This window comes from Janthinobacterium sp. BJB446, from assembly GCF_002735655.1.
Lineage (GTDB): Bacteria > Pseudomonadota > Gammaproteobacteria > Burkholderiales > Burkholderiaceae_D > Janthinobacterium > Janthinobacterium lividum.
Genome location: NZ_PDZK01000004.1, coordinates 104,002 through 125,270 on the forward strand (window position 1 = coordinate 104,002; position 21,269 = coordinate 125,270).

Genomic DNA, 21,269 nt, shown 5'->3' on the forward strand with positions numbered 1-21,269 from the left:
TCTCCTAGCCGGTTAAGACTGCATTCAACAGAATTCATTCTAGCGAGCGGGGACCGGTGCCCATTGATCAAGAGCAATGAATACCAATCAGAAATAATGCCGCCCTTGCACCAGCAGGCAGCCCAGGGCAATGGCCAGTCCGTAGGGCATGTTGCCCACGCTGGCGCCGCTGCCCAGGGCGTTTGGCGCCAGGGGAATGCCGGCCATGCGCGCGATCATCGGCCACAGCAGCTGGCGCAGATTGCCGAGGCAGGCGCGCCACTTGCCCTGCCAGGTGATCATCAGCACGGCCATCAGGCCGCCCAGGACAAACGTGGCGAAACAGATCTGCAGCACGGGCCAGGGACCGGCAAAGGCGCCCGCCATGGCGATCAGCTTGACGTCGCCGGCAGCCATGCCGCGCAGCAGGTACAACGGTAGAAACAGGAAAAAGCCCGTGGCCATGCCGCCCAGCCACAGCGGCAGCACGTTTTGCGGCCACAACCACAGGTGCAGCGCCAGGGCGGCAAGGATGCCGGACAACACCACACCATTGGGTATCTTGCGGCGGATCAGATCACTGACGGCGGCGCCCGTCACGAAGCACAGCAGCAGCAGGTCGAATACGGCATAGGCAGGCATGCGACACCTCCTGAAAAAAACCCGCCGCTGGCCGGCCAGCGGCGGGCACCCGCTTAGGGCGTCAACACCAGGTTCGACGAAATGTCGGTGAGGACGGCCAGCAAGTTGGTCTTGATCAGCAAGAAACCGGCCGTGATGGCGGTAGCCATCAACGCCGCAATCAGGCCGTATTCGATTGCCGTAATGCCATCCTCATCCTTGACAAACTGCTGTACTGCCGACAGGAAGGTATGCATGACAAGCTCCCAAAAGTGAATCACAAGTCCCTGGCGCAATCGGGTGTGAAACATTGCCCATTCCTGCTAATATGTTTCCTGCCGTAAATTTCTGCGCCATTGCATTGACTATAAAGCGTCCACGTTTTGGCAAATTGACGCGCCACAAGTTTCCATATGGAAATTATCAAACCCTGTTGAAATGCCGGCTGGCGCAAACAAATGTTGCGATCCGGATTGAAAGCCTTCGTCAGGGCAAGTTTTTTGCAATGCGGTGCATGAATCTCATGTATTTACATGAAATATTGCATACGTTAATTGCCTATTAGGCAAAAAGACATTATCCTGCTTAGCTCTTCTTTGGAAAGGCCTCTCGCCCGGCGGTAAAGAGCGTCATGCCACCAAATAAATCTTGGCTTCTTGTAGACGGACGCGAACATGCTCTTGCTTGATGCAATGCTGGTATGACGACACTTGTGTGACTACTTTCCAGAGATCGACAATGGATTCCCTACTGAAACACATGGTGGACATGACCGGGCACCGCGACCACACGATGCTCGACATCTCCGTGATCTCGGCCGTCCAGGAACTCGCTGCCGCGTCGCAGACCCGTGTGCTGGCCCTGACCACCGTGCGTGGCCAGGTGTTCGTGCGGTCGCGGGCCATCATCGTGGCGGGCAGCGTGGCCCGCATGGAAGAGCATAACGACCCGACTCTGCCAGGCGAACCGCTGTCGGACTACCCGGCCCTGGCCGCCTGCATCAAGCGCCATGAGGCAAGCGCCGACACCCTGTGCGCCGACGGCCGCCACCTGCTGTGGCTGCCCATCTGGATCGGCGACCAGGTCACCACCTGCCTGGAAATCACCAACCCCACGCCGTACACGGGCGCCACCATCCAGGTGATCGGCGGCATCGTCAGCGTGTACCGCAATTTCCAGAACCTGCTCGACTACAGCGAACGCGATTCGCTCACCGGCTTGTTGAACCGCAAGACCTTCGACGACCAGCTGGCGAAAATCCTGCAAAGCCGCGGCGAACCGGAGGCGGAGAAGCCGCTTCCCGTCGATGCAGAACGGCGCCACCATACGGACACGGAACGGCAATGGCTGGCCGTGATCGACGTCGATCATTTCAAACTGGTCAATGATAAATTTGGCCACCTGTATGGCGATGAAGTGCTGATCCTGATCGCCAACCAGTTGCAATCGTCGTTCCGCTCGCAAGACCGCATCTTCCGCTTCGGCGGCGAGGAATTCGTCGTGCTGCTGCGCTCGATCACCCTGGAAAATGCGCAGAAAATCATCGACCGCTTCCGCACCAATGTCGAAGCGCACGACTTCCCGCAAGTGGGCAGAGTGACCGTCAGCGTGGGCTTCGTCAGCATCAACGCCTACGAGGCGCCCGTCATCATCCTCGGCCGCGCCGACCAGGCCTTGTATTACGCCAAGAGCCATGGCCGCAACCTGGCTTGCCACTACGACGAGCTGGTCGCCAAGGGCTTGCTCACCACCATTACCTCGAACGATACGGCGGAATTCTTCTAGGCATCCGCGAGGGAAAGAAAGCGCATGGGATCGACCTGCCACTTGGCGGCCGACTCATGGCCGACGATCTTGTCGGCGCCGCCGAAGCCGAAGCCGCGCGACAGGTCGACCGTTTCCGGCTTGATGTAGGTCTTGCTCTTCGTACTGAAAAACACATTCACTTTCGGCGCCAGCAAATTGCTTTCGTGCGCCTCGATGACGACGGCCAGGCGGCCTGATTCCAGCATCACCATGGTGCCGACCGGATAGATGCCCACGCAGCGCATGAAATCCTGGGCGAACACGGGGTTGAAATGGAATTTGCTCCACTCATAGATCTTGCGCAGGGCTTCGGCGGCGGCGATGCCCTTGTGATAGCTGCGGTCAGACGTCAGCGCGTCATACACGTCGACGATGGCGGCCATCTGCGCCAGTTCGCTGATGGCGTCGCCGGCCAGCTGGTCCGGATAGCCGCTGCCATCGCGCCGTTCATGGTGGTGCAAGGCGATGTCGAGGGGAATCGCGCCCACCTCGGGCGACTGGCGCAGGATTTCGTAGCCGTCGCGCGGATGGCGCTTGATCAGGGCAAATTCTTCCGGCGTGAGAGGGCCCGGCTTGTTGAGCACGCTGTCGGGCACCAGGGCCTTGCCCGTGTCGTGCAGCAAGCCACCGAGGCCAGCCTGGTGCGTGGTCGCCGCATCGATGCCGCGCGAGCGGCAAAACGCCACCAGCAGCGCGCACACGCTGACGGAATGCAAAAAGGTGTAGTCATCCTTGGTCTTGATGCGCAACAAGCCGACGAGGGCACCGGGATTGCGCAGGATCGATTCGGTAATATCCTGCACCGTGTGCTGCACGCGGTCCAGCTCGACAGCCTTGCCCAGGCGCACGTCGGCCATCACCGTGCGCACCAGGCTGGCCGCCTGCCGCCGCACTTGCGTGGCGCGCGCCAGTTCCATGCCCAGCGACACGCGCGTGACCACTTGCGGCGCCGCGGCGATCTGCACCAGTTCGCGCTCCGTCTCGGCGTGCGCCTGCGCCACGGTAGGCGCATCCTGCACGTCGAGGCCCTTGCCGCTGTCGATCACCACGTCGTGGATGCCGGCTTGCATGATCTTGCGGATTTCATCGTCGCTGCGCAACAGGAAACGGTTGCGCACGAATGGATGCGTCATCCAGTCGCAACTGAGGTCATGAATGTACATGCCCACTTTTAATTGAGACGAATCAACTTTCTTGAGCATGCTGTCATCCCACAAATACGCGGCTGGAGCACCGAAGGCGCTAGAATGAGTATAACAAAATTGTTATTCTGCTGGCCGCGTTCGGCGCTGCGGCGCAACACCGTGTTTTTTCCGCTCAACGCACCGCTTCTGGGACCCATGGAACTGCGCCAATTACGCTACTTTGTTGCCATCGTCGACCACGGCTCGCTGTCGCGCGCGGCCCTGATCCTGCACGTGGCCCAGCCGGCCCTGACGCAACAGCTGCGCCAGCTGGAAGAGGAATTGGGCGTGCAGCTGCTGCACCGCTCGGCCCAGGGCGTGCTCAGCACGGATGCGGGCAAGGTGTTCTACGAACATGCGCAAGCGATCCTGAAACAGGTGGCCGACGCCCGCTCGGCCGTCACGCAAAGCGCCACGCGGCCGTCCGGCAATGTCACCCTGGGCTTGCCGCACAGCATTTCCGGCGCCCTGGCCCTGCCCCTGCTGCTGGCCGCGCGCGAACGCTATCCCGAAATCACCCTGCAATTGACGGAAGAAATCACGGGCAACCTCAATGAACAGCTCAAATCGGGCCGCATCAACCTGGCCGTGCTGTTCGACGATGGCCAGCTCACGCCGTTTGCCTGCAGCCCGCTGGTGGAAGAAGAGATGCGCTTCATCTGCCGCAGCGATTCGCCGTTCGCCCCCGCCGGCCATGCCGTGTCGTTCCAGCAAGCCTTGAGCGCCACCCTGATCCTGCCGGGCCTGCAGCATGGCGTGCGCCCGCGCATCGACAGCCGCGCGCGCGAACTGGGCCTGGAAACGGCAAACGTGATCGAGATCAACTCGATCGCCATCCTGAAATCGGCCATCCTGGCCGGCATGGGCGCCACCATCCTGCCGGCCGCCCCCCTGCTGGCCGAGCTCGACAGCGGCGCCATGCGCAGCTACGCCATCCACAGCCCCGTGCTGTCGCGCACAGTGGCCCTGTGCGCCTCGAAAAATATTCCCCTCACCAATGCGGGCAACGCCGTGAAAAACCTCGTGCTGCAAGTGGCCGCCGAACTGTGCGGCAGCGGGCGCTGGGTGGGGGCGAATGTGCTCTCGCCCATGGCATAAGTATTTCTTATACCCCCATCGGCAAAGCGTATTTGCCCCCTTTCCTGACTCGTTCTACACTGACCACATTAACTATTTTAAATTTAAAATGGTTATGTGCCGCCCACACGCGGCCATCCCGTCTGCACAGTGCGCGCCTTACCGGGCGCGCCACTTGTACAGCGGTCATCTGAAACACCCTTTTGGAGACAGCCATGTCCGTGACCACGGAAAACGGCTCCGCAGCGTTCGCTAGAAACGCCGGTGCCGCGCCATCTACGCCCCCCGACACTTCCCGTTTGACCACCGTCAGCCTCGACGACAAATACACGGCCACTTCCGGCGCCATCTTCCTGTCCGGCATCCAGGCCCTCGTGCGCCTGCCCATGATGCAGCGCCTGCGCGACCAGGCCGCCGGACTCAACACGGCCGGCTTCATTTCCGGCTACCGGGGCTCGCCCCTGGGCGGGCTCGACGAGAACCTGTGGAAAGCCAAGAAACAGCTGGAAGCGCACCACGTGCAATTCGTCCCCGGCGTCAACGAAGACCTGGCCGCCACGGCCGTCTGGGGTTCGCAACAGGTCGACCTGATCGGCCCGGCCAAGTACGACGGCGTGTTTGCCATGTGGTACGGCAAGGGCCCCGGCGTGGACCGCTGCGGCGATGTCTTCAAGCACATGAACCACGCGGGCACCTCCAAATTGGGCGGCGTGCTGCTGGTGGCCGGCGACGACCATGGCGCGTATTCCTCGACCCTGCCGCACCAGTCCGACCACCTGTTCTCCGCCTCGATGATCCCCGTCCTGTATCCGTGCAATGTGCAGGAATACCTGGACCTGGGCATCCACGGCTGGGCCATGTCGCGCTTTTCCGGCTGCACCGTGGCTTTCAAGGCGCTGGCCGATACGGTCGAATCGTCGGCTTCCATCGATGCCGATCCATTCCGCGTGGAAGTCAAAATTCCGCAGGATTTCATCATGCCCGAAGGCGGCCTGAATGCCCGCCTGTCGAGCATCCCGCTGGGCCAGCAGGCGCGCAACCAGGAAGCGCTGATGCAGGACTACAAGATCTACGCGGCCCTGGCTTACGCGCGCGAAAACAAGCTCAACCACACCACCATCGACAGTCCGAACGCCAAGCTGGGCATCATCGCGTCCGGCAAGTCCTACCTGGATGTGCTGGAAGCGCTGGAAGAGCTGGGCATCGACGAGCAAATGGCGGCCGACGTCGGCATGCGCCTGTTCAAGGTGGCCATGCCGTGGCCGCTGGAGCCGGACAGCGTGCGCGAATTCGCGCAAGGCCTCGATGAAATTCTCGTCGTCGAAGAAAAACGGCAGATCGTCGAATACCAGCTCAAGGAACAGCTGTACAACTGGCGCGACGACGTGCGTCCGCGTGTCATCGGCAAGTTCGATGAAAAAGGCGAATGGGTGGCGCCGCGCGGCGAATGGCTGCTGACCTCGAAGGCGGACTTTTCCGTCTCGCAAGTGGCGCGTGTCATCGCCAGCCGCATCGCGCGCCTGATTTCCGATCCCGTCACCTGCGACCTGATCAAGGCGAGATTAAGTTTCCTCGACGCCAAGGATGCGGTATTGAAGAAAGCCGTGAATACGCCGTTCCGCCCCGCCTTCTACTGCTCCGGCTGCCCACATAACACGTCGACCAAGGTGCCGGACGGCAGCCTGGCCCTGGCCGGCATCGGCTGCCACGTGATGGCCACGTCGATCTACCCGGAAATGAACAAGCTGACCACGCACATGGGCGGCGAAGGCGCGCCGTGGATCGGGCAAGCCGCATTTTCCGAACTGCCGCACGTGTTCCAGAACCTGGGCGACGGCACATACTTCCACTCGGGCTATCTGGCCATCCGTGCCGCGCAGGCGGCCAAGGTCAACATCACCTACAAGATTCTGTACAACGACGCCGTCGCCATGACGGGCGGCCAGCCCGTGGACGGCTTGATCACCGTGCCCATGATGGCGCAGCAAGTGGCGGCCGAAGGCATCGCGCGCATCGCCCTGGTGACGGAAGATCTGTCGCGCTACAGCGACCGCAGCAACCTGCCCGCCCACGTGACCTTGCACGACCGCAAGGATATGGATGCCGTGCAGCGCGAATTGCGCGAAGTGCAAGGCGTCTCCGTGCTGATCTATGACCAGACCTGCGCGGCCGAGAAACGCCGGCGCAGGAAAAAGGGCGAATACCCTGACCTGGCCAAACGCATGGTCATCAACGACGCCGTCTGCGAAGGCTGCGGCGACTGCGGCGTGCAATCGAACTGCGTGTCGATCCTGCCGAAGGAAACGGAATTTGGCCGCAAGCGCACCATCGACCAATCCTCGTGCAACAAGGATTATTCGTGCGCCAAGGGTTTTTGCCCCAGCTTCGTCACCGTCGAGGGCGGCAGCCTGAAAAAGACCAAGACGGGTGCCAGCAAAGCGGGCGAGACGGACAACTTCGGCCCGCTGCCGGAACCGGTCCTGCCCGCCTGCGACGCGCCGTACAACATCCTCATCAACGGCATCGGCGGCACGGGCGTCATCACCGTGGGCGCCCTGATGGGCATGGCGGCCCACCTGGAAGGCAAGGGCGCGTCCGTGCTGGACATGACGGGCATGTCGCAAAAGAACGGTTCCGTCACCTCGCACGTGAAAATCGCCAGGTCTCCCGCGCACATCCGCGCCCAGCGCATCGCCACGGGCGAAGCGGACCTGATTTTAGGCTGCGACATGCTGACGGCCGGCGCGCAGGATGCCGTGTCGAAAATGCGCCCGGGCCGCAGCCTGGCCGTCGTCAACCTGCATGAGCAGCCGCCAGGCACGTTTGCGCAAAATGCCGACTGGCAATATCCAACGGCGGAAGTGCGCCAGCTGATCGAGGAATCCGTCGGTGGCGCCGAGGCAGCCGACTTTATCGATGCTACGAAACTGGCCACCGCGCTGATGGGCGATTCGATCGCCGCCAACCTGTTCATGCTCGGCTACGCCTGGCAAAAGGGCCGCATTCCGTTGACGGAAGCGGCCTTGCTGCGCGCCATCGAACTGAATGGCGTGGGCATCGAATCGAACAAGAAAAGTTTCCTGTGGGGCCGCCGCGCCGCCGTCGACGTGCGCCGTGTCACGCAGATCGCCACGCCCACGCAGGCGATCATCGTGCAAATGCCGCAAAGCCTCGATAGCGTCATCAAGAAGCGCGTGGAGTTCCTCACGGCCTACCAAAACGCCGCGTATGCGGATGGTTATGTGACCCTGCTCAAGCAGGTGCGCGACCGCGAAAACACCCTGGGATTGGGCCAGAAGCTGTCGATGGCCGTGGCGAAGAACTATTTCAAATTGCTGGCCTACAAGGACGAGTATGAAGTGGCGCGTTTGTACACGGATGGCCGTTTCGTGGAGCAATTGCAACAGCAGTTCGAGGGGAATTTCTCCGTGAAATTCAACCTGGCGCCGCCGCTGTTCGCGAAAAAAGATGCGAAAGGCCACCTCGTGAAAGCGGAGTTCGGTTCCTGGATGTGGCGCGCCTTCAAGCTGCTGGCGAAAGCCAAGGGGCTGCGGGGTGGCACTTTCGACGTCTTCGGTTATACGGCCGAGCGCAAGATGGAACGCGCGCTGATCGTTGAATACCGCGAACTGCTGGCGGGACTGCTGGTCAGCCTGACGGCGGACAACCTGGCCACCTGCGTGGAACTGGCGTCGCTGCCCGAGAAAATCCGCGGCTTCGGCCACGTCAAGGAAGCGGCCGTCGACACGTATCGCCAGGACAAGGCGAGATTGCTGGCCAAGCTGGCGGACGGCAGCAAGCACGCGGCATAAGCCGGTCAGCTGGGCTTGACATGACAACGCAGAGCCTCGGCTCTGCGTTTTTTTTCATTCAGGGCAACGCCCCACCGTCGCCCCCGGCAACAGCACCGGCTGCCAGATTTCCTGCAGCCGCTCCGGCGGCGTGCCGGCCAGCAAGGATTGCAGCATTTCGACCATCTTGGCGCCGGCGCGGCGCAGGTCGGGCTGGTCGATGGTGGTGACGTTGATGCCGATCAAGGTGTCTTCCACATTGCCCCAGACGATGACGGAGATTTCCTTGCCGATTTCGATGCCCGCATCCATCAGCGCGCGCACCACGCCCACGCCGGACAAGTGATTGTCGACGATGACGGCCGTGGGACGGGGCGAGCAGGCCAGCAATTGCTGCATGGCCTGGTAACCGCTGCGGCGATCAAAAGTATTGTCGAGCAGATAGGCGGGATCGACCGGCAAGCCCGCTTGCGCCATGCAGCGGATAAAGCTTTCCTTGCGTTCATACGCGAAGTGCAGATCCAGCGGCGCGCTCAGCAGGGCAATGCGCTGGTGGCCGTGTGCCGCCAGGAAAGACACGGCCAGGTCGATACCCGTATCGTTGTCGTAGTCAAAATACGCATACGGCGCATCGATGCGCGTGCGGCCGTTCGCCACAAAAGGAAAGCCGACCTTCGTCAGGTAGGCGATGCGCTCGTCGACCACCTTGGTGCGGCCCACCACCAGGCCATCGACCTGGCGTCCGCGCACCATGGTTTCATACGAGGGCTGCTCGTTCTGCGGCGATACGGGAGCGATGATCAAACTCATCTTCGATGCTTCCACGGCGTCCGACATGCCATTCACCACGGAAAGAAAGACGCTGTCGCCCAGGTCGCTGGGCAGCAGGGGATAGATCATGCCCAGCACATTCGTGCGGCCGACGGCCAGGCTGCGCGCCAGCGGGTTGGGCCGGTAGCCGACTTTCTTGGCGGCGGCCAGGACGATTTCACGGGTGCGGGAATTGACTTCCGGATAGCCGTTCAACGCCCTGCTGACTGTCGTTTTCGACATGCCGAGGGCAATTGCGAGGCTCTTGAGATTCATGTTAACTACCTGTCTGTATGGCAAAAGAAACCAACTCTGCCCGTCAATTATAGCCCAGAGCGCCAAACAGGCCGCGCATTAGCGTGCGCAGACATGGTATAAAAACAACAATACATTGACTATTTAAAAAGCAACGTTTTGAATGCGACCACTTCCACCCTCTCCGCAGCGCCATATCGGCGATAGCAGTCAAGACAAGGTAAAAAGCGACAGCGGGTACTCACTTTGACAAGTGCTGCAGCAACTTCAGGATGCCGGCTTGGGCATGCAAGGCGCGCACGTTAGCATTATCAAGAAAACATAATTTACTGGAACTGTGCGAGAATTTGTCCTACTCTTGATTCAGGTAAAGATTACCGTCTGGCATGTTCGAACAATGATGCCTGGCGCAGCACATCGGCCCGGGCTTCCCCCATCCCTGCACGCCTGGCCATACTTTCAAAGGTGAACAATGTGGTCACGCTAACGTCCGTCAACAACTTGCAAGCCTCGCTGGCTACGGCGCAACGCCGGGTCGAGCAAGGCCAGAACCAGGTACAGCGCGACAGTGAACAGCTGGCGCAAAGCCGCCAGTTGCTGGCGCGGGAACAGGAATCGCTGAGCCAGACGCAACGCAACAGCCAGCAAGCCCAGGCAGATGCCCCCACCGCCATCAAGGCGCCGCAGCTGGACCAGGCGATCAAGCTGGCCGTGCCGCAGCAAGCGGTCCCCGCCGCACCGAAAAGCACGCCCCAGCTGAACAGCTATGGCCAGACGCTGGGGCGCCTGATCGACGTGACGGCGTAAATTACCGAATCATCTCCTCTTCCAGCATCGCCAGCCACCACTTATTGCCCTTCTTCGGCTGCGCCAGGTCGACTGCCTCGCCCATCTGCGGCGTGGCCAGGTTCACGCCCTGCTTGGCCGCCAGCCCCGTGATGCGGTCAAACGGTTCATGCCAGGCATGCAGCCCCAGGTCGAAGGTGCCGTTATGCACGGGCATCAGCCACTTGCCGCGCAAGTCCAGGTGGGCTTGCAAGGTCTGTTCCGGCTGCATGTGCACGTCCGGCCACAGCTTGTCGTAGGCGCCCGTCTCGATCATGGTCACGTCGAACGGGCCGTACTTGTCGCCGATTTGCTTGAAACCGTCGAAATAGCCGGAGTCGCCACTGAAAAACACGCGCACGTCCGGTGCGTCGATGACCCACGATGCCCACAGGGTTTGATTGCCGTCAAACAAGCCGCGTCCCGAAAAATGCTGCGATGGCGTGGCGACAAGTTTCACGCCGGCAATCGTCACGCCCTGCCACCAGTCGAATTGCTGCACCTTGTCTTTCGGCACGCCCCATTCGACCAAGGTGTCACCCACGCCCAGCGGCGTGACGAAGTGTTCCGTCTTGGCGGCCAGTTGCAGCACGGCAGCATGGTCGAGGTGGTCGTAATGGTCGTGCGACAGGATGACGGCCTTGATCGGCGGCAAGTCGGCGATGCTGATGGGCGGCTGATGGAAACGTTTTGGTCCTGCCCACTGCACCGGCGAGGCGCGCTCGGAAAACACGGGATCGGTGAGGAAAAATTCATTGTTCAGTTTCAGCAACAGGGTCGAATGGCCGAGGCGAAACAGGCTGTTGTCGGGTGCGGCCAGCAGTTGCGCCCGGGTCAAGGCTTGCACGGGCACAGCCGCAGCCGGCACCGTGCTGTCGGGTTTGTCAAAGAAAAATGTCCACATCAGCTTGAGCGTGGCTGCCGTGCCCAGTTTGTGCATCTGCACGGGATTACGGAACTTTCCTTCGTGGCGTTGGGGCGATTCTATCGGTGCGGCAGGCGCGGCGCGCAAGGTGCAAGAACTCATGATGATCAGGACTCCCAGAAAGAAGAGACGACGTGCGACTCGGTGCAAGTGCATATGCGGCCCGGCAAAGAATTAACAAGGATTAAATTACACTACACAGTGTAGTTCCTATTTCTGGCAAAGTAAACCAAGAGGTGTAAAATATTGTTTTCAAAGGAGATTTCCCGCCATGGCCGCACCGCAACGCCTCACCGACCGCAAGCGCGTCGCCATCGTCGATGCCGCCATCGCCGAGTTCCGCGAGCACGGTTTTGATGCGACCAGCATGGACAAGATCGCTGCCACGGCTGCCGTATCCAAGCGCACCGTGTACAACCATTTCCCCAGCAAGGACGAGCTGTTCGCGGAAATCCTGCAGCGCATGTGGGAAAGCAGCATGGCCCAGCCTGCAGTGCCCTATGTTGCCGACCAGCCGCTGCGCCCGCAAGTGCTGGCCCTGGTCGAGCAAAAGATGGACTTGCTGTGCGATCCAGCCTTCATCGACCTGGCGCGCGTGATCTTTGGCGAAACCATCCACTCGCCCGAGCGCGCGCAAGCGATGGTGACGCGCCTGAATGAAAAGGAAACGGGCTTGAATATCTGGATCCGCGCGGCGCAGCAAGACGGGCGCATCAAGGCGGGCGAGACGCTGGAAGTGGCGCACCTGCTGATGTCGCCGTTAAAAACCTTTGCCTTCTGGCCGCAGATCACCCTCGGTGAGCCTCTGCTGGGCCCGGCACGCCGGCGCGAAGTGACGGCACTGGCCGTCGATATCTTCCTGTGCTACTACGGCGTGGCAAAACAGACGGCATAAACGGGCGGCAAGTGGGCAGAGATGGTCTGCCAATGCTCGCCCCCGTCGCCGGAATACCAGGCGCCGCCCGTCGTCGACGCCATCAATAAACTGCGCCCATCGTCGGCCAGCGCCAGCCCGTGGCGGTAGATGAGGTCATAGCAATGCTGCTGCGGCAATCCCGCGCGCAAGACCTCGAAGGTTTTTCCGCCGTCGCGCGTGCGCGTGACGGCCAGCGCGCCATCGATGGGAATGCGCAACACATCCGCCTGCGCCGGCACGAACCAGGCCGTGTCGCCATCGCGCGGATGCACGGCCACGGCAAAGCCGAAATGCGACAGCGGCGCCGTCGTCACTTCTTGCCAGTGCCAGCCGGCATCGTGCGAGCGCCAGATGCCGTTATGGTGCTGGCACCACAGCGCGTCCGGCGTGCCGGCGCTGCGCACGATGCGGTGCGGATCTTGCACGGCTTCGTTTTCATCGAGCTCGGGCGGCATGTAGTCGGCCCGCATGCCCGTCGCGCTCAAGGCCCAGCTGGCGCCGCCGTCCAACGTTTGCCACACGCCGCCGCAGGACACGCCGACCAGCACCTTCTGGCTGTCGCGCGGGTCGACGCAGATGCTGTGGATGCCGGGCACGTCATAGCCGCCGCCAAACCACTGCGCCCGCTGCGGCACGTGCCACAGGGATTCCACCAGTTGCCAGCTGTCGCCGCGGTCGCTGGAACGGAACAGGCCGCCAGGCAAGGTACCCGCCCACAGCACGCCGGGCTGGTCCGCGCCGCCGGCCGCCAGCGACCATATCTGCTGCAAGGTCCAGTCCACGGTATCGGTGCTGTCTTCCGGCTTGGCGGGATAGGCGGGCACGGCGACTTCCTGCCACGCGCTGGCGCCCCCGTCGCGTCGGTGCAGCTTGGCGCCGAAGTGCCCCAGGTTCAGGGCCGCATACAAGGTGCCGTCGCGCCCATCGTGCAGCAGCATGGAAACGGGGTCGCCGGCAAACTGCACCAGCGCCAGCTGCCAGGCGCCGGCCGCATCGACATCGAACTGGAACAAGCCCTTGCGGGTGCCGAGATACGCGCGTTGAGCCATGCCTTGTCCCATGATTAACCTCCGGAAAGTGCCTGCAAGATATACACCTGGCTGTCGGGCAGCAAGGCGTCGTCCAGCACGCGCCGCTCGCGGCAGCGGGCGCCATCGATGAAGATCACCACATTCGGGCGCAGGGCGCCCTGCTCGTCGAGCACGTAACCGCGCAGGCGCGGCTGCCGAGCAAACGCGGCATCGAGAGCGGCGCGCAGCCGTGGCGCGGCCACCTCCACCGTAGGAACGTCCAGGTAGCGTGCCAGTTGTTGCGTAAAATGCAAATGCGCCATGCTGCCCTTCGACGTCGTCGGCCTCGACTCATTCTAGTCCCCTTTGCGGCCAATACAATTAAAATAGAGGCAAGCACACAAGGAGGCCAGGCATGACGATTACCCCGGAAGAACTAGCGGTGCTGATGCAGGAAGTGGAAGTGGCCGATCCCATCGATTTTGCCGACCTGCCCTTCGACGAGCAGGAATTGCGCGGGCTGATCGCCAACCACCTGTGCGAGATGGCCGACGCGATGGAAAGTTTCAGCCCGGAAGACCGCAACCTGGCCCTGCTGGCCGTGGCGGCCAAGCTGGTGCTGGAAAATCTGGTATTGCACGTGCAGCTGCTGCGCCGCCACGGCTTGCCCGTCAGCGACAGCGTGGACGCGCTGCTGCAGCGGCTCAAGGGCGGCAAGCCGTCGTGAATTAATTGCCCGTGCGCACGGCGCGCGCCTGGATGGTGATATCGCTTTCGGCCACGGCCACGCAGGGCAGGATGTAGCCGTCCAGCCGCTCATCGGGGCTGATGCCGGGCCAGTCCACCGTGTAGCGTATCGTTCCTTCGGGCATGTGGCAGATGCACGTGCGGCACGTGCCGTTGCGGCAGGAACTGAGCAGGCGGATACCGGCCAGTTCGGCGGCAGCCAGGATGGTGGTGCCTGCCTCGGCCGGGAATTGCCAGCCTTGCGGGACGATGGTGATAGTAAAGGTGGTGATGGTAAAGGGCGCACTCATGCGCGCAGTGTAACAGTCAGCTTGCCAAGGTTGTCCAGCTCGCGCCATCCGCATGGCTGCGCAGCACGGCTTCCGCAAAGGCCAGGCCCGCCACGCCATCGGTGACAGTCGGCAGCCAGCCCGCTTCCTTGGGCACGGGCAAGCCCGCCTGCAAGGCGCGAATGCGCAAGGCCGCATCCAGGTACAGCTGGGCGAACGCTTCCAGATAACCCTCCGGATGGCCGGCCGGCACCCGCGTGGCGTGGCGCGCGGCGGCGCTGTCGACCCGGCCCGGGCGCAGCAGCTGGCGGTTGCCGCCCTGCGGCGTAAACCACAGTGCATTCGGTTGTTCCTGGTCAAAGTCCAGCTGTGCCTTGCTGCCGAACAGGCGCAGGCGCACCGTGTTTTCGCAACCGGTCGCCACCTGGCTGGCCCACAGGGTACCTTTCGCCCCGTTGGCGTAGCGCAGCATGACCTGCACGTGGTCGTCCAGGCTGCGGTGCGGTACAAAGGTCGACAGTTCCGCCAGCACGGCATGCGGCGTCAGTCCGCTGACGAATTGCGCCAGGTGATACGCATGCAGCCCCACGTCGAGCAGGACGCCGCCCGGCCCCGCCTTTTGCGGGTCGTTATGCCAGTTGCCCTCGTTCATGCCGCCGGCAGCAATCGAATCGGCCAGCCAGTCCTGCGAGTATTCCACTTGCACGAGGCGCAATTCGCCGATGTCGCCCGCCTCGACCATGGCCTTCGCATGACGCAGCAGCGGGTAGCCGCTGTAGGTGTGCGTGAGCGCAAACAGCAGGTTTTTCCGCTCGGCCAGCGCCGCCAGCGCCTGGCCTTCGGCCAGAGAGATTCCCAGCGGCTTGTCGCAGATCACATGGATGCCCGCTTCCATGAACGCCGTGGCGACGGGCGCGTGCAAGTGATTCGGCGTGACGATGGCCACGGCCTCGATGCCGTCCGCGCGCGCGGCCTCCATCTGCGCCATGGCGCGGTAATCGCTGTAGCAGCGTTCGGGCGCCAGGTGCAGCACGGCGCCGCTTGCACGCGCGCGATCCGGGTCGGACGACAAGGCGCCCGCCACCAGCTCGTACTGGTCGTCGATGCGCGCCGCGATGCGGTGCACGGCTCCGATGAACGCGCCCTGCCCGCCCCCTACCATACCCAGCCGTAAGCGTCGCTGCATGTCGTCTCCTTATTTCAAGCCAAGCAAGTGATGAATTTGATCCTGGTCAACCGCACTGCCCGCGAAATCGTCGAACGCGTGTTCGGCCACGTGGATGATGTGCTCGCGGATGAATCGCGCGCCCTCGGCCGCGCCATCTTCCGGGTGTTTCAGGCAGCATTCCCATTCCAGCACGGCCCAGCCCGGAAAGTCATACTGCGCCATCTTGGAAAAGATCGCCTTGAAGTCGATCTGCCCGTCGCCCAGCGAGCGGAAGCGTCCGGCCCGGTCTTGCCAGTCGCCATAGCCGCCATACACGCCCTGGCGCCCGTTCGGCCGGAATTCCGCGTCCTTGACGTGGAAGGCCTTGATGCGCGCATGATAAATATCGATGAAGGCCAGATAGTCGAGCTGCTGCAGCACGAAATGGCTGGGGTCGTACAGAATCGATGCGCGCGGGTGGTCGTTGACGGCGGCAAGGAAGCGTTCGAACGTCACGCCGTCGTGCAAGTCCTCGCCCGGATGCAACTCATAACAGAGGTCCACGCCCGCTGCATCGAACGCGTCGAGGATGGGCAGCCAGCGTTTCGCCAGTTCCGCGAACGCCGTCTCCACCAGGCCGGCGGGGCGTTGCGGCCATGGATACAGATACGGCCAGGCCAGCGCGCCGGAAAACGTCACGTGCGCCTTCAGGCCCAGGCGTTGCGAGGCGGTGGCCGCCCACAGCAATTGCTGCGTGGCCCAGGCCGTACGGGCCGCGCTGTCGCCGCGCACATGCTCGGGCGCAAAGCCGTCGAACAGGGCGTCGTAAGCGGGATGCACTGCGATCAGCTGGCCCTGCAAATGCGTCGACAATTCCGTCACCTGCAAGCTGTGGCGCGCCAGCAAGGCTTGCACGTCATCGCAATACTGCTGGCTGCTGGCCGCCTGTTCCAGGTCAAACAATCGCGGCGCTGTCGGCAGCTGCAAGCCCTTGTAACCGAGGCCGGCCGCCCATTGCGCCAGGTGCTCAAGCGAGTCGAACGGCGGCTCGTCGCCGAGAAACTGGGCCAGGAAAATGGCCGGACCCTGGATGGTTTTCATATCAATGTCCTGTTAACCCCAACCGAAACCCGGGGTCGTATCCTGAGGGTACGACCCCAGTCCTTGTTTTGGGGTGTCGTTAAAAAGGCGAGTTCGGGAAGTAGAACTGCTTGGCGTTTTCGCGCGTGATCAGCACCGACGGGATGATGGTGTTGGCCGGCAATTTATCACCTTTCAGGCGCGCTTCCGTCGTCAGCTTGATGGCGTCGTACATGAACTTCGGCGAGTACGACACGTCGGCCACGATCAGCGGGTCGGAGCCATCCATGATCTTTTTCACGGCACCCTTCGCGCCCGCACCGCCGAACACTTGCTTGATGTCCGTGCGCTTGGCTTGCGCGATGGCTTTTTGTACGCCGATGGCCATGTCGTCATCGGCGGCCCAGACGGCGTCGATATGCTTGAAGCGCGTCAGGTAATCCTGCATGACCTTGAAGGCATCGTCGCGGTTCCAGTTGCCGTACTTGGCATCGAGCACCTTGATCTCGGGATGGCCCTTCATCACGGCGGAAAACGCATCGTAGCGCTCGTTGTCGAGGGTCGTCGGCATGCCGCGCAGCACGACGATATTGCCCTTGCCATTCAGGCTCTTCGCCAGGTATTCGGCCGGCAGCTTGCCGAAAGCCGTGTTGTCGCCCGCGATGTACGCATCCTGCGACTGCGTGTTCGTCAAGCCGCGGTCCACCACGGTGACATACACGCCCTTGTTTTTGACTTGCGCCACAGGCTGCGTCAGCGAGGCCGATTCGATGGGGAAGATCACCAGGGTGTTAATCTTGTTCACCGTCAACATGTCCTGCAACTGGTTCGCCTGCTCGGGTGCCGTGGCGGCCGTCTTGACGATGATTTTCAGGCCAGGATGGGCTTTTTCCAGCTCCGCCTTGGCCTGGTTCGCCCACCACACGATACCCGACGTGAAACTGTGCGTGGCCGTGGGAATGGCCACGCCGACCACCAGCTTCTCGGCCGCCTGCGCCGGTCCCATCGGAAGCGCCCACGCCTGCATCACCAGCACTGCCATCCCTGCTACCCGTATAAAGCTCTTCATGCTGCTCTCCTCCAAGGTTGTGGGCGCCCGTTGGCCGCCCTTTCAGAACGCCGCTGTGTTTTTATTTGCGGCCTCGCTGCAGGAAGGCGACGGCGATGATCACCACGCCTTGCACTGCGGCATTCAGGTAGACACTGATGATGCTGGTCAAATTCAGGATATTGCTGATCACGGACAAGAGGATGGCGCCGATCACAGTGCCGACGATGCGTCCCTCGCCGCCCTTCAGCGCCGTGCCGCCCACGACAACGGCGGCGATGGCTTCGAGTTCCCACAGCAAGCCCGTGGTCGGCGTAGCCGAGCCCAGGCGCGGCACGTACAGCACCGTGGCGATGCCCACGCACACGCCCAAGAGCATGTAGGTGGCGATTTTCACCTTGTCGACGTTGATGGCCGCATAGCGCGCCACTTGCTCGTTGGAACCGATCGCCTGCACATGGCGGCCAAAGGTCGTGCGGTTGAGGATGATGGCACCGGCCGCCGCCACGAAGAGGAAAATCCAGATGGGTATCGGCGCGCCCAGCACGCTCGTGTAGTACACGGGGCTGTACAGTTCGGATAGGGTGGCGTCCAGGGTCAGCGCGCCGCCATCGGCCAGGTACGTGAGCACGGCACGGAAGATGCCGAGGGTGCCCAATGTCACGATGAACGGTTCGATATTGCCCTTGCTGATGAGCAAGCCATGCATCAGGCCAAAACCCGCGCCAAGGATCAACGCCATAGCGATGCCCACCACCAGCATGGTGATCGGCGCCAGATTTCCTCCCGCACCTTGCGCCAGCGCATTCATGAAATAGATCATGCAGCCGGCGATCAGGGCCGCCATCGAGCCGACGGACAGGTCAATGCCGCCCGAGATAATCACAAAGGTCATGCCGACGGCGATGATGCCGATGAAGGCCGTGCGCGTGAGCACGTTCATCAAGTTGTCCAAGGTGGCGAAATCGCCATTGAGCAAGGTGCCCGCGATGCACAGGGCCAGCAGGCCCAGCACGGGGCCAAAGCCCTTGATGCGCGCGCCGAAGCTGGCAAGCGGGGATACGGTGGTGTCAGTGCGTGCCGGTTGCATGGGCAATCAACTCCTCTTCAGTCAGGTGGTCAGCAGACAGGGTGGCTTGCAAGGTGCCGGCGCGCATCACGGCGACTCTGTGGCACAGGCCAATCAATTCGATCAGTTCGGATGAAATCACGATCACGGCGCGCCCTTCGGCGGCCAGGCGGTGTATCAAAAAGTAAATGTCGCGCTTGGCGCCCACGTCCACGCCGCGGCTCGGTTCATCGAGCACGACGACGTGCGGGTCGGAATGCAGGTATTTCGCCAGCGCCAGCTTTTGCTGGTTGCCGCCCGACAGCATGCGCGCGCGGCTGTCCAGGTCGCCCGTGCGGATATTGAAGTCAAGCACCGCCTTGGCCAGCGCCGCTTTCTCGCCTGCCACATCGAGCCACGGCCGCGCATAGCGCTCCATCGTCATCATGGTGAGGTTTTCGCGCAAGCCCAGGTTCACATGCAGACCTTTTCCCTTGCGGTCTTCGCTCAGGTAAGTCATGCCGTGCTGCATCGCTTGCTTGGGCGTGCGGATATCCACTAGCTGGCCATTGAGATGGATCACGCCCGCGCTGCGTGGACGCAAGCCCAGCAAGGCTTCGAACGATTCCGTGCGCCCCGCGCCCACCAGGCCCGCAAAGCCCAGCACTTCGCCGGCGCGCACCTCGAACGACAGGTCTTTTGACCAGCCGGGCACGCTCAAGCCATCGACCTTCAGCAGGATCGGGGCATCCGGCGCCAGTGGCACTTTCGCGGGGAACATGTCGGACAACTCGCGCCCCACCATCAGGTTCGCCATCTGCTGGCGCGTCAGGCTGGCCGTCGGTTCGCGCGTGACGAAACGCCCGTCGCGCATGACGATGACCTCGTCCGTGTTGCGCTCGACTTCGTCGAGCTTGTGGGAAATATACAAAATGGTCACGCCGTCCGCTTTCAGCTGGGCCATGACGGTAAACAATCGTTGGGTTTCCGACGACGTCAGGGTGGCCGTCGGTTCGTCCATGATCAGGAAGCGGGCGCGGCGCGACAGGGCCTTGGCGATTTCCACCAGTTGCTTCTCGGCCACGATCAGGTCGCGGATTTTCGTGTCGGGCGAGACGTCCAGGCCCACCTGTTTCAGGTAGCGCGACGCTTCTTCCTGCATGGCAGCCTCGTCGAGCAGCCAGCCGCGCGTCTTTTCATGGCCGAGAAACATGTTTTGCGCCACCGTCAGGTGTTCGGCCAGGTTGAATTCCTGGTGGATCAGCACGATGCCGGCGCTCTCCGCCGCGCGCGAGCTGCTAAAGCGCCGGGGCTGGCCATCGATCAGCAACTGCCCTTCGCTCACGGCCTCGTAGCCGGCAAGGATTTTCATCAGGGTCGACTTGCCGGCGCCATTTTCGCCCAGCAAGCCATACACGCGTCCTGGCGACAGGTTGAAACTGACGCCATGCAAGACGCGCACGGGGCCGAAATCCTTGCAGACCCCCTCGAAACCGACGGCAACGCTCACTATGCACTCCCTCGCAAGACCAAGTTATGGTTAAGCAACACGCCCGGCACCTGTGCCGCCGGGTCCGCCAAGCGCTGCAGCAACAGTCTCGCCGCCGTCTCACCCAGTTCGCGCATCGGCTGCGCGATGGTGGTGAGGCCCGGATCGATCTGCGCGGCGATGGCGATATCATCGAAGCCGATGACGGCCACGTCTTCGGGCACCCTTTTTTTCAGCTGGCGCAGCGCACTCAGCACGCCGATGGCCAGGGTGTCGGAGACGGCAAAGATGGCCGTGGGCGCATCCGGTCCCGCCATCATCCGCAAGGTGGCGGCCGTGCCCGCTTCGTAATCGAGGCTTTGCACCGTGTGCACCCACTGCGGCTGTACGGGCAGGCCGGCCGCCGCCAGGGCGTCCAGGTAGCCTTGCTGGCGTTGCCGCGCGTACAGATAGCGCTCGTCCGAGTTGATCAGGCCGATGCGCGTATGGCCGCGCGACAGCAAATGCGCGACGGCGTCGGAGGCGGCGCGGTGGTTGTCGATGCCGACATAGGGCACGGCCACGGCGGGATCGAATTCGCAGCACGCCACCCACGGCAGGCTGACGGATTCATGTGACAGGGCATGCTGCACCGTGTCCGGATCGAGGCAGATGGCGCCATCGGCGCGGTGCATGCGCAGCAAGTCGAAGTACGAGCGCTCGCGGCCCGCGTCGGCGCCCGTGTCGCACAGCAGCACAAAATAGCCGTGTTCGCGCGCCACCGTATCGATGCCGCGCACGATTTGCGCATAGAAGGGGTTGCCCACGTCGGGCACCATGGTGAGCAGCATGCGGCTCTCGGCCGTGCGCAGGCTGCGCGCCAGATGATTCATGCGGTAGCCGAGCGCGGCCACGGACGCCAGCACCTTGTCGCGCGTGGGCGCCCGCACCCCGGCCTGCTCGTTCATCACGCGCGAGACGGTGGCCACCGACACGCCCGCATGCGCGGCGACGGCGCTGATGGAGACGGTTTCTGTCGGCAATGGAGAAGGAACGGCTGCTGGCATGGCGCTTTTCAATAAAATGTAATCGATTACATTTATAAGCCAGTCGCGCGCCCGATGCAAACAATATCGATGCTGCAATGCGCAAAAAAGAGGCAGAAAGGGGGCACAAGAGTGGCCCTGCGCGGGCCGCCGCAAGCGGCTATTTCTGTGGCGGCGAGGTATTCTGCTGCACGGCAAAACGCCGTGTCGCAGATCA

General features: G+C 62.5%; 20 protein-coding genes. 6 read left to right on the forward strand and 14 right to left on the reverse strand.

Going from position 1 to position 21,269, the window contains the following annotated elements; all coding sequences use genetic code 11:
- Nucleotides 1–87 precede the first annotated feature (87 nt).
- The gene (locus CSQ92_RS22565) at nucleotides 88–621 is read right to left on the reverse strand and encodes an A24 family peptidase (protein WP_099395451.1); all 534 of its coding nucleotides are present in this window, start codon (nucleotides 619–621) and stop codon (nucleotides 88–90) included.
- Nucleotides 622–674: 53 nt separating this feature from the next.
- A complete protein-coding gene (locus CSQ92_RS22570) occupies nucleotides 675–857 on the reverse strand; it encodes a Flp family type IVb pilin (RefSeq protein ID WP_034752975.1) in 183 nt (60 codons plus the stop codon).
- Nucleotides 858–1,338: 481 nt separating this feature from the next.
- Here CSQ92_RS22570 and CSQ92_RS22575 point away from each other — a divergent pair, with 481 nt between their 5' ends.
- Nucleotides 1,339–2,385: a GGDEF domain-containing protein gene (locus CSQ92_RS22575; protein ID WP_034783647.1), complete on the forward strand. Its 1,047-nt coding sequence runs from the start codon at nucleotides 1,339–1,341 to the stop codon at nucleotides 2,383–2,385.
- Here CSQ92_RS22575 and CSQ92_RS22580 read toward each other — a convergent pair.
- Nucleotides 2,382–3,608 carry an HD-GYP domain-containing protein gene (locus CSQ92_RS22580; RefSeq protein ID WP_099395452.1) on the reverse strand — a complete coding sequence of 409 codons (1,227 nt, stop codon included), beginning with the start codon at nucleotides 3,606–3,608 and terminating at the stop codon, nucleotides 2,382–2,384. The two genes, CSQ92_RS22575 and CSQ92_RS22580, sit on opposite strands and share 4 nt — an antisense overlap.
- Nucleotides 3,609–3,746: 138 nt before the next feature.
- On the opposite strand from CSQ92_RS22580, the gene CSQ92_RS22585 reads away from it, so the two are divergent.
- Nucleotides 3,747–4,688: a LysR substrate-binding domain-containing protein gene (locus CSQ92_RS22585; protein ID WP_070258630.1), complete on the forward strand. Its 942-nt coding sequence runs from the start codon at nucleotides 3,747–3,749 to the stop codon at nucleotides 4,686–4,688.
- Between the two features lie 194 nt (nucleotides 4,689–4,882).
- Complete coding sequence (locus CSQ92_RS22590; RefSeq protein WP_099395453.1) at nucleotides 4,883–8,479, forward strand: indolepyruvate ferredoxin oxidoreductase family protein; 3,597 nt, start codon at nucleotides 4,883–4,885, stop codon at nucleotides 8,477–8,479.
- A 54-nt stretch (nucleotides 8,480–8,533) separates the two neighbouring features.
- On the opposite strand, the gene CSQ92_RS22595 is transcribed toward CSQ92_RS22590, so the two are convergent.
- Nucleotides 8,534–9,544 (reverse strand): substrate-binding domain-containing protein, encoded by a 1,011-nt coding sequence (locus CSQ92_RS22595; protein WP_034783651.1) that lies wholly within the window; start codon nucleotides 9,542–9,544, stop codon nucleotides 8,534–8,536.
- Nucleotides 9,545–9,997: 453 nt separating this feature from the next.
- Here CSQ92_RS22595 and CSQ92_RS22600 point away from each other — a divergent pair, with 453 nt between their 5' ends.
- A complete protein-coding gene (locus tag CSQ92_RS22600; RefSeq protein WP_139179280.1) occupies nucleotides 9,998–10,330 on the forward strand; it encodes a hypothetical protein in 333 nt (110 codons plus the stop codon).
- Nucleotide 10,331: 1 nt separating this feature from the next.
- On the opposite strand, the gene CSQ92_RS22605 is transcribed toward CSQ92_RS22600, so the two are convergent.
- Nucleotides 10,332–11,375: an MBL fold metallo-hydrolase gene (locus CSQ92_RS22605; protein ID WP_099395454.1), complete on the reverse strand. Its 1,044-nt coding sequence runs from the start codon at nucleotides 11,373–11,375 to the stop codon at nucleotides 10,332–10,334.
- Nucleotides 11,376–11,544: 169 nt separating this feature from the next.
- Here CSQ92_RS22605 and CSQ92_RS22610 point away from each other — a divergent pair, with 169 nt between their 5' ends.
- Nucleotides 11,545–12,168: a TetR/AcrR family transcriptional regulator gene (locus CSQ92_RS22610; protein ID WP_099395455.1), complete on the forward strand. Its 624-nt coding sequence runs from the start codon at nucleotides 11,545–11,547 to the stop codon at nucleotides 12,166–12,168.
- Here the strand turns inward: CSQ92_RS22610 and CSQ92_RS22615 are convergent.
- Both CSQ92_RS22615 and CSQ92_RS22620 read right to left on the reverse strand, forming a co-directional pair.
- Complete coding sequence (locus tag CSQ92_RS22615; protein WP_099395597.1) at nucleotides 12,141–13,238, reverse strand: WD40/YVTN/BNR-like repeat-containing protein; 1,098 nt, start codon at nucleotides 13,236–13,238, stop codon at nucleotides 12,141–12,143. The genes CSQ92_RS22610 and CSQ92_RS22615 overlap by 28 nt on opposite strands.
- A 14-nt stretch (nucleotides 13,239–13,252) precedes the next feature.
- Nucleotides 13,253–13,522 carry a MoaD/ThiS family protein gene (locus tag CSQ92_RS22620; RefSeq protein ID WP_034783656.1) on the reverse strand — a complete coding sequence of 90 codons (270 nt, stop codon included), beginning with the start codon at nucleotides 13,520–13,522 and terminating at the stop codon, nucleotides 13,253–13,255.
- Between the two features lie 92 nt (nucleotides 13,523–13,614).
- Between CSQ92_RS22620 and CSQ92_RS22625 the strand changes: the two genes are divergently transcribed.
- Complete coding sequence (locus tag CSQ92_RS22625) at nucleotides 13,615–13,926, forward strand: hypothetical protein (RefSeq protein WP_070258491.1); 312 nt, start codon at nucleotides 13,615–13,617, stop codon at nucleotides 13,924–13,926.
- Between the two features lies 1 nt (nucleotide 13,927).
- Here the strand turns inward: CSQ92_RS22625 and CSQ92_RS22630 are convergent, their stop codons facing one another.
- The 7 genes from CSQ92_RS22630 to CSQ92_RS22660 all read right to left on the reverse strand — a co-directional run bounded on the left by CSQ92_RS22630 (nucleotide 13,928) and on the right by CSQ92_RS22660 (nucleotide 21,073).
- The gene (locus CSQ92_RS22630) at nucleotides 13,928–14,236 is read right to left on the reverse strand and encodes a 2Fe-2S iron-sulfur cluster-binding protein (protein ID WP_099395456.1); all 309 of its coding nucleotides are present in this window, start codon (nucleotides 14,234–14,236) and stop codon (nucleotides 13,928–13,930) included.
- A gap of 16 nt (nucleotides 14,237–14,252) precedes the next feature.
- Complete coding sequence (locus tag CSQ92_RS22635; protein WP_257219323.1) at nucleotides 14,253–15,401, reverse strand: Gfo/Idh/MocA family protein; 1,149 nt, start codon at nucleotides 15,399–15,401, stop codon at nucleotides 14,253–14,255.
- A 9-nt stretch (nucleotides 15,402–15,410) separates the two neighbouring features.
- A complete protein-coding gene (locus tag CSQ92_RS22640) occupies nucleotides 15,411–16,463 on the reverse strand; it encodes a sugar phosphate isomerase/epimerase family protein (protein ID WP_099395458.1) in 1,053 nt (350 codons plus the stop codon).
- 79 nt (nucleotides 16,464–16,542) lie between these two features.
- Entirely contained in the window at nucleotides 16,543–17,469 is a 927-nt protein-coding gene (locus tag CSQ92_RS22645) for a substrate-binding domain-containing protein (protein WP_370452836.1), read from the reverse strand.
- A gap of 103 nt (nucleotides 17,470–17,572) precedes the next feature.
- Nucleotides 17,573–18,580: an ABC transporter permease gene (locus CSQ92_RS22650; RefSeq protein WP_099395459.1), complete on the reverse strand. Its 1,008-nt coding sequence runs from the start codon at nucleotides 18,578–18,580 to the stop codon at nucleotides 17,573–17,575.
- Nucleotides 18,561–20,048 (reverse strand): sugar ABC transporter ATP-binding protein, encoded by a 1,488-nt coding sequence (locus CSQ92_RS22655; RefSeq protein ID WP_099395460.1) that lies wholly within the window; start codon nucleotides 20,046–20,048, stop codon nucleotides 18,561–18,563. Before CSQ92_RS22655 ends, CSQ92_RS22650 begins: the two co-directional genes overlap by 20 nt.
- Nucleotides 20,048–21,073 carry a LacI family DNA-binding transcriptional regulator gene (locus CSQ92_RS22660; protein WP_099395461.1) on the reverse strand — a complete coding sequence of 342 codons (1,026 nt, stop codon included), beginning with the start codon at nucleotides 21,071–21,073 and terminating at the stop codon, nucleotides 20,048–20,050. The genes CSQ92_RS22655 and CSQ92_RS22660 overlap by 1 nt, the downstream gene beginning before the upstream one ends.
- Nucleotides 21,074–21,269 lie beyond the last annotated feature (196 nt).

Coding starts and splice junctions, on each gene's coding strand:
- CSQ92_RS22565 (WP_099395451.1), bottom strand. CDS start 621: ATGCCTGCCTATGCCGTATTCGACCTGCTGCTGCTGTGCTTCGTGACG.
- CSQ92_RS22570 (WP_034752975.1), bottom strand. CDS start 857: ATGCATACCTTCCTGTCGGCAGTACAGCAGTTTGTCAAGGATGAGGAT.
- CSQ92_RS22575 (WP_034783647.1), top strand. CDS start 1,339: ATGGATTCCCTACTGAAACACATGGTGGACATGACCGGGCACCGCGAC.
- CSQ92_RS22580 (WP_099395452.1), bottom strand. CDS start 3,608: ATGCTCAAGAAAGTTGATTCGTCTCAATTAAAAGTGGGCATGTACATT.
- CSQ92_RS22585 (WP_070258630.1), top strand. CDS start 3,747: ATGGAACTGCGCCAATTACGCTACTTTGTTGCCATCGTCGACCACGGC.
- CSQ92_RS22590 (WP_099395453.1), top strand. CDS start 4,883: ATGTCCGTGACCACGGAAAACGGCTCCGCAGCGTTCGCTAGAAACGCC.
- CSQ92_RS22595 (WP_034783651.1), bottom strand. CDS start 9,544: ATGAATCTCAAGAGCCTCGCAATTGCCCTCGGCATGTCGAAAACGACA.
- CSQ92_RS22605 (WP_099395454.1), bottom strand. CDS start 11,375: ATGAGTTCTTGCACCTTGCGCGCCGCGCCTGCCGCACCGATAGAATCG.
- CSQ92_RS22610 (WP_099395455.1), top strand. CDS start 11,545: ATGGCCGCACCGCAACGCCTCACCGACCGCAAGCGCGTCGCCATCGTC.
- CSQ92_RS22615 (WP_099395597.1), bottom strand. CDS start 13,238: ATGGCTCAACGCGCGTATCTCGGCACCCGCAAGGGCTTGTTCCAGTTC.
- CSQ92_RS22620 (WP_034783656.1), bottom strand. CDS start 13,522: ATGGCGCATTTGCATTTTACGCAACAACTGGCACGCTACCTGGACGTT.
- CSQ92_RS22625 (WP_070258491.1), top strand. CDS start 13,615: ATGACGATTACCCCGGAAGAACTAGCGGTGCTGATGCAGGAAGTGGAA.
- CSQ92_RS22630 (WP_099395456.1), bottom strand. CDS start 14,236: ATGAGTGCGCCCTTTACCATCACCACCTTTACTATCACCATCGTCCCG.
- CSQ92_RS22635 (WP_257219323.1), bottom strand. CDS start 15,401: ATGCAGCGACGCTTACGGCTGGGTATGGTAGGGGGCGGGCAGGGCGCG.
- CSQ92_RS22640 (WP_099395458.1), bottom strand. CDS start 16,463: ATGAAAACCATCCAGGGTCCGGCCATTTTCCTGGCCCAGTTTCTCGGC.
- CSQ92_RS22645 (WP_370452836.1), bottom strand. CDS start 17,469: ATGCAGGCGTGGGCGCTTCCGATGGGACCGGCGCAGGCGGCCGAGAAG.
- CSQ92_RS22650 (WP_099395459.1), bottom strand. CDS start 18,580: ATGCAACCGGCACGCACTGACACCACCGTATCCCCGCTTGCCAGCTTC.
- CSQ92_RS22660 (WP_099395461.1), bottom strand. CDS start 21,073: ATGCCAGCAGCCGTTCCTTCTCCATTGCCGACAGAAACCGTCTCCATC.